The organism is Bradyrhizobium sp. BRP23 (genome assembly GCF_020194135.1).
GTDB lineage: Bacteria > Pseudomonadota > Alphaproteobacteria > Rhizobiales > Xanthobacteraceae > Bradyrhizobium > Bradyrhizobium yuanmingense.
This window is the reverse complement of record NZ_JADYVW010000009.1, coordinates 64,393-77,049: the sequence shown is the minus strand read 5'-3', so window position 1 is coordinate 77,049 and position 12,657 is coordinate 64,393. Positions and strand designations below refer to the sequence as shown.

General features: G+C 63.3%; 13 protein-coding genes and 1 pseudogene. 5 read left to right on the top strand and 9 right to left on the bottom strand.

All coding sequences use genetic code 11. From position 1 onward, the window contains the following. Positions 1 to 242: 242 nt before the first annotated feature. Entirely contained in the window at positions 243 to 437 is a 195-nt protein-coding gene (locus I6F24_RS24025; protein ID WP_036029310.1) for a hypothetical protein, read from the bottom strand. An 87-nt stretch (positions 438 to 524) separates the two neighbouring features. Between I6F24_RS24025 and I6F24_RS24020 the strand changes: the two genes are divergently transcribed. Beyond that, positions 525 to 1,040 carry a ferritin-like domain-containing protein gene (locus tag I6F24_RS24020; protein WP_036008066.1) on the top strand — a complete coding sequence of 172 codons (516 nt, stop codon included), beginning with the start codon at positions 525 to 527 and terminating at the stop codon, positions 1,038 to 1,040. Between the two features lie 64 nt (positions 1,041 to 1,104). Here the strand turns inward: I6F24_RS24020 and I6F24_RS24015 are convergent, their stop codons facing one another. Beyond that, complete coding sequence (locus I6F24_RS24015) at positions 1,105 to 1,962, bottom strand: SDR family oxidoreductase (RefSeq protein WP_225150369.1); 858 nt, start codon at positions 1,960 to 1,962, stop codon at positions 1,105 to 1,107. A 247-nt stretch (positions 1,963 to 2,209) separates the two neighbouring features. Here I6F24_RS24015 and I6F24_RS24010 point away from each other — a divergent pair, with 247 nt between their 5' ends. Next, positions 2,210 to 2,707 (top strand): DMT family transporter, encoded by a 498-nt coding sequence (locus tag I6F24_RS24010; RefSeq protein ID WP_225150367.1) that lies wholly within the window; start codon positions 2,210 to 2,212, stop codon positions 2,705 to 2,707. A gap of 153 nt (positions 2,708 to 2,860) precedes the next feature. Here I6F24_RS24010 and I6F24_RS24005 read toward each other — a convergent pair whose 3' ends face one another. From I6F24_RS24005 to I6F24_RS23980, 6 genes are read right to left on the bottom strand one after another with little or no spacing between them, the layout of a single operon-like run. Next, positions 2,861 to 3,496 (bottom strand): pyridoxamine 5'-phosphate oxidase family protein, encoded by a 636-nt coding sequence (locus tag I6F24_RS24005; protein WP_109142917.1) that lies wholly within the window; start codon positions 3,494 to 3,496, stop codon positions 2,861 to 2,863. A 40-nt stretch (positions 3,497 to 3,536) separates the two neighbouring features. Next, a complete protein-coding gene (locus I6F24_RS24000) occupies positions 3,537 to 4,832 on the bottom strand; it encodes an ArgE/DapE family deacylase (protein WP_225150365.1) in 1,296 nt (431 codons plus the stop codon). After that, positions 4,829 to 6,517: an ABC transporter ATP-binding protein gene (locus I6F24_RS23995; RefSeq protein ID WP_225150363.1), complete on the bottom strand. Its 1,689-nt coding sequence runs from the start codon at positions 6,515 to 6,517 to the stop codon at positions 4,829 to 4,831. The genes I6F24_RS24000 and I6F24_RS23995 overlap by 4 nt, the downstream gene beginning before the upstream one ends. Continuing rightward, positions 6,514 to 7,347: an ABC transporter permease gene (locus tag I6F24_RS23990; protein WP_036029301.1), complete on the bottom strand. Its 834-nt coding sequence runs from the start codon at positions 7,345 to 7,347 to the stop codon at positions 6,514 to 6,516. Before I6F24_RS23990 ends, I6F24_RS23995 begins: the two co-directional genes overlap by 4 nt. Beyond that, positions 7,347 to 8,348 carry an ABC transporter permease gene (locus I6F24_RS23985; protein WP_225150361.1) on the bottom strand — a complete coding sequence of 334 codons (1,002 nt, stop codon included), beginning with the start codon at positions 8,346 to 8,348 and terminating at the stop codon, positions 7,347 to 7,349. Before I6F24_RS23985 ends, I6F24_RS23990 begins: the two co-directional genes overlap by 1 nt. Further along, positions 8,345 to 9,922: an ABC transporter substrate-binding protein gene (locus tag I6F24_RS23980; protein WP_036029296.1), complete on the bottom strand. Its 1,578-nt coding sequence runs from the start codon at positions 9,920 to 9,922 to the stop codon at positions 8,345 to 8,347. The genes I6F24_RS23985 and I6F24_RS23980 overlap by 4 nt, the downstream gene beginning before the upstream one ends. 211 nt (positions 9,923 to 10,133) lie before the next feature. On the opposite strand from I6F24_RS23980, the gene I6F24_RS23975 reads away from it, so the two are divergent. Beyond that, complete coding sequence (locus I6F24_RS23975; RefSeq protein WP_057026658.1) at positions 10,134 to 10,994, top strand: helix-turn-helix transcriptional regulator; 861 nt, start codon at positions 10,134 to 10,136, stop codon at positions 10,992 to 10,994. Between the two features lie 129 nt (positions 10,995 to 11,123). Here the strand turns inward: I6F24_RS23975 and I6F24_RS23970 are convergent, their stop codons facing one another. Continuing rightward, entirely contained in the window at positions 11,124 to 11,273 is a 150-nt protein-coding gene (locus I6F24_RS23970; protein WP_338060694.1) for an energy transducer TonB, read from the bottom strand. A 154-nt stretch (positions 11,274 to 11,427) separates the two neighbouring features. On the opposite strand from I6F24_RS23970, the pseudogene I6F24_RS23965 reads away from it, so the two are divergent. Together I6F24_RS23965 and I6F24_RS23960 are read left to right on the top strand one after the other, a co-directional pair. Further along, positions 11,428 to 11,511 (top strand): annotated as a pseudogene (locus I6F24_RS23965) (nitroreductase); the annotation flags it as partial. A gap of 40 nt (positions 11,512 to 11,551) precedes the next feature. Beyond that, entirely contained in the window at positions 11,552 to 12,655 is a 1,104-nt protein-coding gene (locus tag I6F24_RS23960) for a murein L,D-transpeptidase family protein (protein WP_346656922.1), read from the top strand. Positions 12,656 to 12,657 lie beyond the last annotated feature (2 nt).

Genomic DNA, 12,657 nt, shown 5'->3' with positions numbered 1-12,657 from the left:
TTCGCCTCCGGCACGTTCTCCGCGCTCGACCGATCGAACGCGGCGATGGTGTGGGGTTGGCGAGGCACGATCCACCGCTCCGAAATCGGGTCGTACCATTTGCCGATATTCTCAGTCACGTCGGTCGACTCACAGGTTGACAGGCTCGGGCGATGCGCCCCGCGCGGTCCTCGTGGGAGCCCGTGTGGCGCCACCCGATTCACCAATCAGGAGATCGCATGTTCGTTCCCAGCCCGCCGGCGTCAGCCCGGCCGGGCCGGATGCAGCGTGCGCGGATGCCGCTCGTGCAGCAATCGCGCCAGCTCCTCACGCTCGGTGTCGCGGCCCTTCATCGCGGTCTCGAACAGTGCCTCCTGGATGTCGCGAGGCATGTCGCCCCATACGTCCATCGCCGCACGTCCGAGCAGGCCCACAAAATGATCCACTCCATCGCTCATTCGGCTCTCCCGATCTGCACACGGGAATGGAACAGCGGCGGCCGCTCCGCGTTCCACTGCCATCATTGTGAAAAGGAGACGTCTTTTATGGGATTCTTCACCAAGGACATCCAGTCGATGGAAGACCTGCTGCTGCACGGGCTCCAGGACATCCACTACGCGGAACAGCAGATCCTGAAGGCGCTGCCGAAGATGATCGACAAGGCCACCAACAGGGATCTCGTCGCTGGGCTGAAGGCGCATCTGGAAGAGACCAACAAGCAGGTCGAGCGCCTCGACAAGGTCTTCGCCAAGCTCGGCAAGGAGCCGAGCGGCACGCATTGCCCGGCCATCGACGGCCTGATCAAGGAAGCCGACGAGACCGCCGGCGAGATCGAGGACAAGGCCGTGCTGGACGCCGCGATCGTCGCCAACGCACAGGCGGTGGAGCATTATGAAATGTGCCGGTACGGCACGCTGATCGCCTGGGCGGAAGAGCTCGGCCACGACGACATCGTGCGCTTCCTCACCACCAATCTGAACGAAGAGAAGGCCGCCAACACCAAGCTGAACACCGTGGCCCTGCGCAAAGGCGTCAACGCCAAGGCGTCCAGCGCTGCGTGATTGAAAGCGACTGATTGAGAGTGGCGGCGCCGGTAGTGCGGTGCCGCCACGGTGCTCGCCTGGATCAGATGAACGGCTTGCCGCCGGTGACGGGCAACGTCGCCCCCGACGTGTAGCTCGAAAGCGGATCGGCCAGCATGACATAGGCCGTCGCGAGCTCGGCCGGCTGGCCGGCGCGCTGCATCGGCACCTGCTTGCCGAAGTTCTTGACCCTTTCCTCCGACATGGTCGAGGGAATCAGCGGCGTCCAGATCGGCCCCGGGGCCACCGCATTGACCCGGATGCCCTTCTCGGCCAGCATCTGCGCAAGCCCGCCGGTGAAATTCTGGATCGCGCCCTTGGTCGTGGCGTAGGCCAGCAGGCTCGGATTCGGCATGTCGGAGTTCACCGAGGCCGTGTTGATGATCGCGGAGCCCGGCCGCATGTGGGAGACGGCGGCCTTGGCCAGATAGAACATGGCATGGATGTTGATCTCGAACGTCCGCCGCCATTCGTCGTCGCTGATATCCGCAATGTCCTTGAACGTCGCCTGATGGGCAGCGTTGTTGACGAGGATGTCGATGCCGCCGAGCTCCTCGACGGTGCGGCGCACGATGGCGCGGCAATGTTCGGGATTGCTGATATCGCCCGGGATCAGGACGGCCTTGCGTCCCTCCCGTTCGACCAGCGCCTTGACCTCGGCCGCATCCTCCTCCTCGTTCAAATAGGAGATGACGATATCCGCGCCTTCCCGCGCATAGGCGATCGCCACCGCGCGGCCGATGCCGCTGTCGCCGCCCGTGATGATGGCCTTCTTTCCGGCAAGACGGCCGGAGCCCTTGTAACTCTCCTCGCCATGATCCGGGCGCGGCTGCATGGCCCGCGTCGAGCCCGGCATCGGCTGCTGCTGCGCAGGATAAGGCGGCTTTGGATAATTGGTCATGGACAACTCCCGGCGTTTGCTGCGCTAACGGAGCGCCGCCGGAAGTGTTCCTGGCGTTGATTCCGTCATCGCACAGCGTGGCCGCACCCCAGAGATCCGATTACAGCGGCTTGCGGAACTCTCGGCTAGAAAAACTCCCGAGGATCGCTCACCATGGCGTCACCTTGGAGGACCATGTTGCGGAGAGCATCTTGAAACTCGCAGGTGTTTTAAGTGCGCTAAGATATCCCAAGCATCGGACACGGGCTTGACACCTGTAGCCAAATCGAACGAGCGGATTTTCGGTCTCCTGAGCGCAGCTGGCGTGTTCTGCATCTGGTCCGGCTTTCTGGTCTTCTCGAGGGCCGGCATGCAATCCGGCCTGACACCCTTCGATTTGACCGCACTTCGGTCCCTGGTCACCGGCGCCCTGGTTCTTCCGTTCGCCAAGGCCTGGTGGCCGCGCCACCTGCCGCTGCACGCAATCCTGTCGATGTCAATTTGTGGTCCCGGCGCGCTATACAGCATTTTGATGTACTTTGGGTTGAAGGGGGCGTCGGCGGCATACGGGGGAGCGTTCGCCAACGGCTCGCTGCCGATCTTCACCATTCTGCTGGGATTGCTTGTCGCACGGCGCGTGCCGTCCCGGCGGCAACTCATTGCAGTTCTCATTCTGCTCGTCGGCGCAGTGCTCGTTGCCATTCCGGGCATGCGCGCCGGCGGCAACAGCGTGGCATCGGCCATCGGGTTCTTCCTCGCAGCGTGACGATGCCGCTTCCGTTCGGATTCGTCGCGTCTGTGCGCTCAGTGCTGCCGCTCGCTACCTACCTCGCAGACATTTCACGGCGGCAGGCTGCGAGCATGTAGCGTATCATCGAAACTTTCTGCAGGGCGGACCGCTAGATCAGATTGGTCATTCTCAGTAGAGCCTCGTACGGTATCCTTCTTCCATCGTCTTCTCGGCCTCTTCGACCGCGATGGCGACAGTCTGCTCGGCGATGATCCGGCCGAGCGTCGGGAAACTGTTGCGCTCGACCTGAGCAGCCGGATTCCAGAGCTTCGAGCGCATCAGCGCCTTGCCACAATGAAAATAGGTCTCCTCGACATGGATCTTCAGCCCGATGATTGGGACCACGTTCTGCACCGCGAGCGGCGTCAACAGCTCGGCATCCTGCGAGATCTCGGCGCGGCCATTGACGCGCAGGGTCTCGTTGATCCCCGGCACCAGGAAGATCAGGCCGATGCCGGGGGAAGCGATGATATTGCCGAAGGTGTCGACGCGGTTGTTGCCGCGCCGGTCCGGGATCAACAGCGTCTTGTCGTCGAGCACGGCGACGAAGCCCGGCGCGTCGCCGCGCGGGCTTGCATCGGCATGACCGTTGCCGTCGCTGGTGGCAAGGACGAGGAACGGGGAAAGCGCGATGAAGTCGCGACAGAACCTGTCGAGATGGCTGAGAACCTTCTTCTCGGCGAGCGGGCTGAGCTGCCCGAAATGCGCGCGCAGATCCTCTTGCGTCTTGACCGGCGGCTTGCCGCCTGCACCCTGGCTGTCCATTCGCGAACTTCCCTTTTTGCGGTGAGTTTCCTTCTTTCGGCTAATTGGCCTCGATGCCGCACCAGCTCGCGGTGAACAGCGCAAGCGCCTTGGTGACGCGCTTGACCGAGGCGAGATCGACGCGCTCGTTGAAGCCGTGCGCGCCTTCCATCGTGGCGCCGAAGCAAAACGCAGGCACGCCGAAATCGAGACCATAGAAGCGCGCATCGGTCAGTGCGGTTGACGAGAAGCTGGTCAGCTTGCGGCCGAACACATGCTCGTAGACCGGAGCGAGAACCGCCTCGCTTTCCTGAATCTCCGTCGCCTCGTAGCCCGGCGACAGGAAGCCGGACCAGACGATCTCCGGCGGATTGTTGGCGAGGAATGGATGCGAGCGCGCCGCCTTGGCGACGAAATCCACGATCTCGGCCTGGGCGTCGGCGATCTTCCAGCCGGGCAGCACACCAATGCGGCAATCGACATCGCACCAGGCGGGCACGCTGGAGGCCCAGTCACCGCCCTTGATGATTCCAGGATTGAAGTTGAGCGGATGCTCGACCGATTTGAACGAGGGGTGCATCTTGGCGCGCTCGTTCCATTCGGCCTCGAGACCTTCGAGCTTCTGGATCAGGTGGATTGCAGCCTTGATCGCATTTGAGCCGGTGCCGGCGCGTGCGACATGGACTGGTATCCCGCGCACTTTCAGGCGGAACCAGATCACGCCGACCTGGGCACGCATCAGCTTCTCGTCGGTCGGTTCGGGCAGGATGCAGACATCGGCACGATAGCCCCGCTGAAGTGTGGAGAGCGCGCCGAGTCCGGTGCTCTCCTCCTCGATCACCGATTGCAGGTGGATGCGGCCCTTGGGCCTGTAGCCCGCGGCCTTGATCGCATCGAGCGCGTAGAGCGCCGAGATTGTACCGGACTTCATGTCGCCGGCGCCGCGACCATAGAGCCAACCGTTCTCGACCACCGGCTGAAACGGTGGCCGCTCCCACATGTCGAGCGGACCTGCCGGCACGACGTCGCAATGGCCCTGAAGGATCAGTGAGCGGCCCTCTTCCCTGGCCGGCCGGAAGGTGCCGACAACGGAGCGGGCACGCGAGAAGTCGGTCTCGACCGGCCCGTAGCCCGGCAGCGCCTTCAGATCGTCCTGGTTGATGACCCAGTCATCGACCTCGTAGCCGCGATCGCGCAACAGCTTTGCGAACATGTCCTGACAGGGCGCCTCCGCCGCGCGCGTGCTCGGGATCGCCGTGAACGCGATCGTGGTGTCGATCTGCTCGTCGAAGGCGGCATCCACAGCGGCCTCGATGCGCTCGCGCGCGCCGGCTGGAAGGGGACGGCTGTCGGTCATGAACTCATCCTTGCTGTCGCTAGTGTGCCGGTCACGCTGGCAAAGCCCGGCTGGTCGAAGAAATCGCGGCCCGGGATCGCATCGAGCAGCTCGCGTGTGTAGGCGGCTTGAGGGGCCGTGAAAACGTCCGCGGTCGCGCCCTCTTCAACGATGCGCCCCTTCTGGAGCACGATGACGCGGTCGGCGATCTCGGCGGCGATCCGCAGGTCGTGGGTGATGAAGATCATGGCGAGCTTCATCTCCTGCCGGAGCTCGGCAAGCAGCGCCAGCACCTGAGCCTGGACGGAAACGTCAAGCGCCGACACGGCTTCGTCGGCGATGAGCACGCGCGGCTTGAGTGCCAGTGCGCGCGCAATACAGATGCGCTGGCGCTGGCCCCCAGAGAATTCGTGGGGGTAACGATCGGCGGCGACGGCGTTGAGGCCAACTCGCACCAGCAGCTTTCTCGCCTGCTCCATCGCTTCCGTGCGCGACGTGCCAAAGGCCATTGGTCCGCGCGCAATGGCATCGCCGACCTTCTGGCGCGGATCGAGGCTCGCAAACGGATCCTGGAACACGATCTGGAGCTGTTTTCGCGCCTGCCGGAGCGCCTCGCCGCGGAGCTGGCGCAGATCCTGGCCGTTGAAGCGGATGGCACCGCCATCCGGCTCGGTCAGACGCATGATCATGCGCCCGAGCGTCGACTTGCCGGACCCGGATTCGCCGACGACGGCGAGCGTCTCGCCCTCGTACAAGGTCAGCGAGATGCCGTCGGCCGCGACGACCTCGCGCGGCGGCTGCAACAGGCCGCGCTTGACCCGGAATGTCTTCTCAAGACCGATGACTTCGAGCAGCGGTGTAGGATGGACCGCGGTGTGGCGGATCTCGTCGAGCCGCGCCTTCGGCACGGCATCGATCAACTCGCGGGTGTAGTCAGCCTTAGGACTGCGCAGAACTTCCTCGACCGTCCCCTGCTCCACCACCTTGCCGTGACGAAGCACCACGACGCGGTCGGCGACATCGGCAACGACGCCGAAATCATGGGTGATCAACAGCACGCCCATGCCGCGGTCGCGTCGGAGATCGTCGATCAGCCGCAGGATCTGACGCTGGGTGGTGACGTCGAGCGCTGTGGTCGGCTCGTCAGCGACCAGGAGCGCCGGACGGTTGGCCATTGCCATCGCGATCATGACGCGCTGGCGCTGGCCGCCGGACAGCTCGAACGGATAGCTCTTCTCAAGCAGCTTTGGATTTGGCAGGCCGACCTGCGTCAGGAGCTGCTGCACGCGTTCGTGCACCTCAATTGTCGACGGCATCGGCTTCTGATGGGTGAGGATCATCTCCTCGATCTGCCTGCCAACCCGCTTGAGCGGGTTCAGCGAGGATAACGGCTCCTGAAAGATCATCGCGGCTTCGCCGCCGCGCAGGCGGCGCAGCGCCTGCCGGTCGAGCTTTGCCGGATCTTGTCCTGCGACAGTCACGGCGCCCGCGGCAATATTGACGCTCTTCGGCAGCAGCGACAGCACCGCATGGGCGATCATCGACTTGCCCGAGCCGGACTCGCCGACGAGACAGACGACCTGGTTGGGCTTGACCTTGAAGGAGACGTTCTCGACCGCGAACGGGCGATCGCCGCCTTCGGGCAGCGCGATCGAGAGCCCCTCGACCGACAGAACGGGTGCCTTGGCTTGCACGGCCTCGCTCATGACCGGCGCCTCGATACACGCGGATTGAGCACATCGGAGAGACCTTCGCCGAACAGGTTGATGGCAAGCACGGTGATGAGGATCGCGAGCCCCGGAAACACGCTCATCCACCAGGCATTACGGATGACGGTGCGGCCGGCTCCGATCATGAAACCCCAGGACATCAGATTGGGATCGCCGAGGCCCATGAAGGACAACGCGCTTTCGAGCAGGATGGCGGTGGCGACCGTCAGGGAGGTCACGACCAGGATGGGCGAGATCGCATTGGGCAGGATATGGCCGAGCACGATCTGCAAGGTGCCCTCGCCCTGGCACAGCGCGGCTTCGACGAACTCACGATTGCGCAGGCGCAGGAACTCGGCGCGGGTGAGCCGCGCCAGCGGCGGCCAGCTCACGGCGCCGATGGTCAGGATGATCGTCAACAGCGACGGGTTGAAGGTCGCGACCAAGAGGATCGCGAGCACGAAAGCGGGGATGGTCTGGAACAGCTCGGTCACCCGCATCAGCACGAGATCGACCTTGCCGCCGAAATAGCCGGAAATTGCGCCGATCGTGACGCCGATCACCATAGCCGCCATGGCCGAGGCGATGCCGATGACGAGCGACACGCGGGCACCATAGGCAACGCCGGCCGCAACGTCGCGGCCGAGCGTGTCGCCGCCGAGCAGCAGGCCGTCCTCGCCGGGCGGCGTGAACGGCGCGCTGACCATTTCCCAGGGCGAGACCGGAAAGACGATGGGCGCGATGAGCGCGATGACGACCACGACAAGCAGCACGACGAGGCCGACCATGCCGCTAGGATGACGCAGGAAGGCGCGAACCGCATCCATCACGCAGCTCCTGTCGTCATGCGGGGATCGATCAGCCTGTAGATCAGGTCGGTCAGCAGATTGAGCACGATGACCACGATCGACAGAATGAGAAAAATGCCGAGCAGCAAGGGATAGTCACGCTGGAGCAGCGCATCGAAGGTCAGCCGGCCGAGGCCCGGCCAGGCGAACACCGTCTCGATGACCACGGCGCCGCCGACCAGCGCGCCGGCCTGCATGCCGGCCACGGTGACGACGGGCACCAGCGCGTTGCGCAGCATGTGCCCGACCACAATGCTGGGCCCGGACAGGCCCTTGGCGCGCGCGGTCTTGATGAAGTCCTGCTGGGCGACCTCGATGATCGAGGACCGCATCAGCCGGGCATAGATCGCGAGATAGATTGCCGCCAGCGAGGTCACCGGCATGATCATGTGCTTGGCGATGTCGAGCGCATGCTCCAGCGGCGAGAGCTTGACGTTGATGGTCTCGTAACCGAACGGCGGCAGCCAGCCGAGTGTCACGGAGAAGACCAGCACCAGCATCAGCCCCAGCCAGAACACCGGCGTCGCATAAAGCACCAGCGACAGCACGGTGAAGACCGTATCGAGCACGCTGCCCGCCGCCAGCCCCGCGAGCGCGCCGAGGGTCGTGCCGATCAGCAGCGCGAGGCAGAAGGCCGTCACCGTCAACAGCAGCGTCGCCGGCAGCCGTTCCAGGATGAGATCGACCACCGCACGGCGCTGGCGGTAGGAATAGCCGAGGTCGAGCCTGACGACGCGGCCGAGATAGCTTGCGAGCTGCACGGCGTAGGGCTTGTCGAGCCCATATTCCTTGCGCAGATCTTCCAGCAGCTTCGGATCGGACGCGCCCGATTGGCCGGCCATGACCTGGGCGGGATCGCCAGGGGCGGCCCGCACCAGCACGAAGTTGAAAGTGGCGATGACGAGGATGACGGCGACGAGCTGGGCAATCCGGCTCAGTGCCATCAGCCCGATCGTCGCCGCGCTGCCGAGACGGATCACGATTTGTAGACCGACCCGAAGGTTTCGTGCGAGCCGATGCCGGTCGACACGATGTTCTTGAACGCCTTGTCGTAGATGATGGGATATTCGAGCTCCAGCGTCCAGGCGACCGGCACGTCCTCGACCAGGATCTGCTGCACCTTGGAATAAAGCTCCAGTCGCTTGGCCTCGTCGAGCGTGACGGCGGCCTCGTCGAACAGTCTGTCGACCTCAGGGTTGGAATAGCCTTCGGTGTTCGAGAACAGGATGCCTTTCTTGATGTTCGACGACACGTAAGTGCGGGAGACGCCGAGCGCGGGATCGCCGAGCTGGTAGAGCAGGTTCTGGGTCATCTCATAATCCCAGTTGCCGACCTTTTCGGCCCAGCCGGCCATGTCGGTGCCGACGAGGACGAGATCGATGCCGACGCGGGCAAAACTCTGGCGGAAGAACTCGCCGGCGCGCTGATAGGATTCGCCGTAAGGCGGCACGATGTATTTGATCTCTGCGCGCTTGCCGTTGGTGTCGGGCTTCAGCCCCATCTCGTCGAGCAGCGCCTTGGCCTTGTCGATCGAATAGTCGTAGCGCTTGACCTTGCCGTCGTAGAATTTCGTCTTGGACGAGATCGGCCCGGTCGCCACCTTGGCGCTGCCGAAATAGACCCGCTTGGCGAGCGCGTCGCGGTCGATCAGGTGCATCACCGCCTGCCGGAAGCGCTTGTCGTTCATCGGCGCGATACGGTTGTTCATCTCGAGCCACTGGTGCGGCGCGAAATACTCATAGCCCTTGGTGGTGACTTCGAGGTTCTTCTGCGCCTTGAAGCGCTGCACGTCGAAGAACTCGACGTCGGTCCATTGCGCGAGTTGCACCGTGCCGTTCTCCAGCGCCAGCGCGCGCGATGCCGAATCCGGGATGATGCGGTAGATGATCTCGTCCAGGTACGGCTGGTCCTTCAGATAGTATCCTTCATGGCGCACCAGATGGACATGCGAGCCGCGCACCCATTCCTTCAGCTTGAATGGGCCGGTGCCGATTGCCTTGTCGTTCAGCGGGTTCTTGCGGTAGTCGGTGCCTTCATAGATGTGCTTTGGCACGATCGGCGCCGAGGTGCAGTCAAAGCAGCCGAGGAACGGCGCAAAGGGCTGCTTCAGCTTGAACACGACGGTGAGCGGATCGGGCGCCTCGGCCGAAGCGACGCGCGCAAAATTCTGCCGCGCGCGCGGATGCGTCTCGGTCAACACCTTCATGCAGCTGAACACGACGTCCTCGGACGTCATCGGCTTGCCGTCGTGGAAGGTGATGTTGGGAAACAGCTTGAACGTATAGGTCAGCCCGTCCGGCGAAATCTCCCAGGACTGCGCCATGCCCGGCATCGGCTTGAGGTCAGCGCCATATTTGAGAAGACTCTCGTAGATCTTGCCGCCGAGCGTCAGCGTCGGCTGCTGCTGGTTGAAGGCGGTGACCAGCAGCGGCGGCTCGGGCTGGATGATGGTGTTGAGTGTTCCACCGCGGGTCTGGCCGGCCGCTCGCGTGATGCCGAAGGGGATAGCGGCGCCGGCGGCCAGCATGGCCTGGGTGAATTCGCGTCTGTTCATCGAGCTCTCCGTGTCGCATATCGGCGTGAGAAGGACCTCGCCAGACGCCGTATTCGGCTTTGGCGAATCTGGCCGGCGCGAGCATTGTTGCCAAACGCCCTGTCCCGCGCTACCTGATCGGGGACAAGAACCATCGCGATCGGGCCAAATCTGGCCCGGAAGATGCATAAGAGCCTTGCAGAAAAGGACTTGGATCGGGAGTTCACGACACGTGAAAGTCGTAGCGCGGCGAGATGTGACTGGCGAATTGCGCACCTGCAGCAAACAGGAGGGCCCCGCAGCGGCCGCCAATTATGCCGGACAACTTCAGACGATCGCGCGGCCGGTCGCCGCGATGACCGCAACTTATCCAAACGAGAGCACCAGCACGCGGCACGCGCATCGGCGCGACCAGTTCATCCTGCAGATCACCGGCGTCACGGCGATGATGACCGAGCGCGGTCATTTCGTGGTTCCACCCGGGCATGGTTTATGGATTCCGGCTGGCGTTGTACATCAGTCGCGCGCCTGGGGTGAAGTCGAGGCCCAGACGATCTATGTCACGCCTGATCGCCGACGAGGAACGTCGGAGACGTGCCGCCTGATTCGTGCATCCTCGCTCGTCGAAGCCCTGATGGACGAGGCGGTGCGGATGCCGCAGACCTACGACCAGGACGGACGCGACGGCAAGCTTCTCGAACTCCTGCTCGCCGAGATCTCACACATGCCGGAGGTGACGCTTCACGTGCAGGTGCCACCGGACCCCCGCCTTGCGGCGATCTGTAAGGCAGTGCTTGGCGACCCCTCCTCGGACCTCACGCTCGACGACTGGGCAGACAAATGCAGCCTCAGCCGGCGAACGCTGACGAGGCTGTTCCGCCGCGAGACCGGTCAGAGCTTTTCAGTGTGGCGACAACGCGTGCGGCTCCTGGAAGCTTTGGCACGCCTGGGCGCAGGCGAACCCGTCACATGCGTAGCGCTGGACGTGGGCTATGACAGCCCGAGCGCATTCGCCGCCATGTTTAAGCGCGAGCTAGGCGCTGCACCGCGGCATTATCTTCGCTGGACAGATCAAGAAGTCGTGCTGCGCTAGTCGCTAGCGACGACGCCGGTTCGTCGAGATGAAAGCCGCGCCGAGACAGCCATCTTGTAGTAAAGGTGGTCGCGCCAGCACGTGCGTTCGCCCGTAGCGAGGACCATCTTGCAGCAGAACCATGATGTGTCATCGCGGGCTGAAGCGTACAGGCGCCGTGATGGATCGCCTGGCGCCTGCCGGAGGTGCCGGTACCGGCGAGGCACGGTGCACCAGCGCGATCACCTCTCGGTCGAGTTCAGCCGAGCCTGCCGAACGGGCGAGGCTTGCGGAGAGCACCTTGCCTCGAGGTCGTTCACTCCGTAGACGATGTCGTCCGATTGATCCATAGTATTGCAATCGAACGACTTGTGTTGCGCCTTCGCGTGCTTGCCGGGCGCGGCGTCGACTGCTGAAACAGCGTCCGGTGGTCCGGCGACATCGGGGGTAGAATGACGAGACTTTTCCGGCGAATGCGATGGTGTCGGAGCGGAAGTCGGTCGAGGAGGCTACGATGTTCGTCGGATTTGAGAAATAGCGGCGCGCGGCGGGCTGGAAGTACAGCAGTGATATGCGCCATGGTCCGACACGCAATTGTGCTGGCGGCGGCTTTTGCCGCTGCCTTAGCACCTGCCACATGCTTTGGCGAAAGCAGCAAGCCGTTGCCCGCCAAGGCGACGCAGGAATTGCCGGCCGAGCTGCTCGCGCTGCTCGAACAGAAGAAGATGCCGAAATATTCCCCCATCCTTGTGCGTCTTTTCAAGGACGAGGCAGAGCTCGAAGTCTGGAAGCAGGACACGGCCGGCCGTTTCCAATTGCTGAAGACCTATCCGATCTGCCGGTGGTCGGGCGATCTCGGGCCGAAATTGTACGAGGGCGACCGACAGGCTCCGGAAGGCTTTTATACAGTTACGCCTGAGTTGATGAACCCCAACTCCAATTTCTATCTCTCGATCAACCTCGGCTATCCGAACAGCTTCGACAGGGCAAACAGGCGAAACGGCAGCTTCCTCATGATCCACGGCGACTGCTGGTCGAGCGGTTGCTATGCCATGACGGACGAGCAGATCAGCGAGATTTATTCGCTGGCGCGTGACTCATTCCGCGGCGGCCGAACATCGTTCCAGGTCCAGGCCTATCCGTTCCGCCTGACACCGGTGAATCTGGCGCGCCATCGAAACAATCCCAACCTGCCCTTCTGGGAAATGCTCAAGGTCGGCAACGATCATTTCGAGACGACACAGCTCGAACCCAAAGTGGATGTGTGTAACCGCCGCTATGTGTTCGATGCGCAACCTTCCCCGAGTTCGCCGCACCCTCTCGTGTTCAATCCGATCGAGAAATGCCCTCCCTTCGTCGTCAATCCGGAAATCGCGCGAAGGGCGCTGGAAAAACGGCGCGCCGACGAGCGCGCGTACGCGCAATTGCTTGAAGACAACGTGCCAGTTGCCCCGATCTACAGCGGATTCGACGGCGGAATGAACAAGGCTTTTCTCGCACGGTACCCGGGCAGGGTGACGCTTGCGAAAGTGATGCCATATGCATCCTACCTGCCGCAATTGCCACCGATCCCCTGGACCGACAATGATGGTTCGTTGACGAGCAAATGGTTTGGTACCTGGTCCTCCAGATCGTCTATGTGTGATACGGCGCGTGCCGGCTTCCCATCGCGCCAGTGCTGAAC

Coding starts and splice junctions, on each gene's coding strand:
- I6F24_RS24025 (WP_036029310.1), bottom strand. CDS start 437: ATGAGCGATGGAGTGGATCATTTTGTGGGCCTGCTCGGACGTGCGGCG.
- I6F24_RS24020 (WP_036008066.1), top strand. CDS start 525: ATGGGATTCTTCACCAAGGACATCCAGTCGATGGAAGACCTGCTGCTG.
- I6F24_RS24015 (WP_225150369.1), bottom strand. CDS start 1,962: ATGACCAATTATCCAAAGCCGCCTTATCCTGCGCAGCAGCAGCCGATG.
- I6F24_RS24005 (WP_109142917.1), bottom strand. CDS start 3,496: ATGGACAGCCAGGGTGCAGGCGGCAAGCCGCCGGTCAAGACGCAAGAG.
- I6F24_RS24000 (WP_225150365.1), bottom strand. CDS start 4,832: ATGACCGACAGCCGTCCCCTTCCAGCCGGCGCGCGCGAGCGCATCGAG.
- I6F24_RS23995 (WP_225150363.1), bottom strand. CDS start 6,517: ATGAGCGAGGCCGTGCAAGCCAAGGCACCCGTTCTGTCGGTCGAGGGG.
- I6F24_RS23990 (WP_036029301.1), bottom strand. CDS start 7,347: ATGGATGCGGTTCGCGCCTTCCTGCGTCATCCTAGCGGCATGGTCGGC.
- I6F24_RS23980 (WP_036029296.1), bottom strand. CDS start 9,922: ATGAACAGACGCGAATTCACCCAGGCCATGCTGGCCGCCGGCGCCGCT.
- I6F24_RS23960 (WP_346656922.1), top strand. CDS start 11,552: ATGGTCCGACACGCAATTGTGCTGGCGGCGGCTTTTGCCGCTGCCTTA.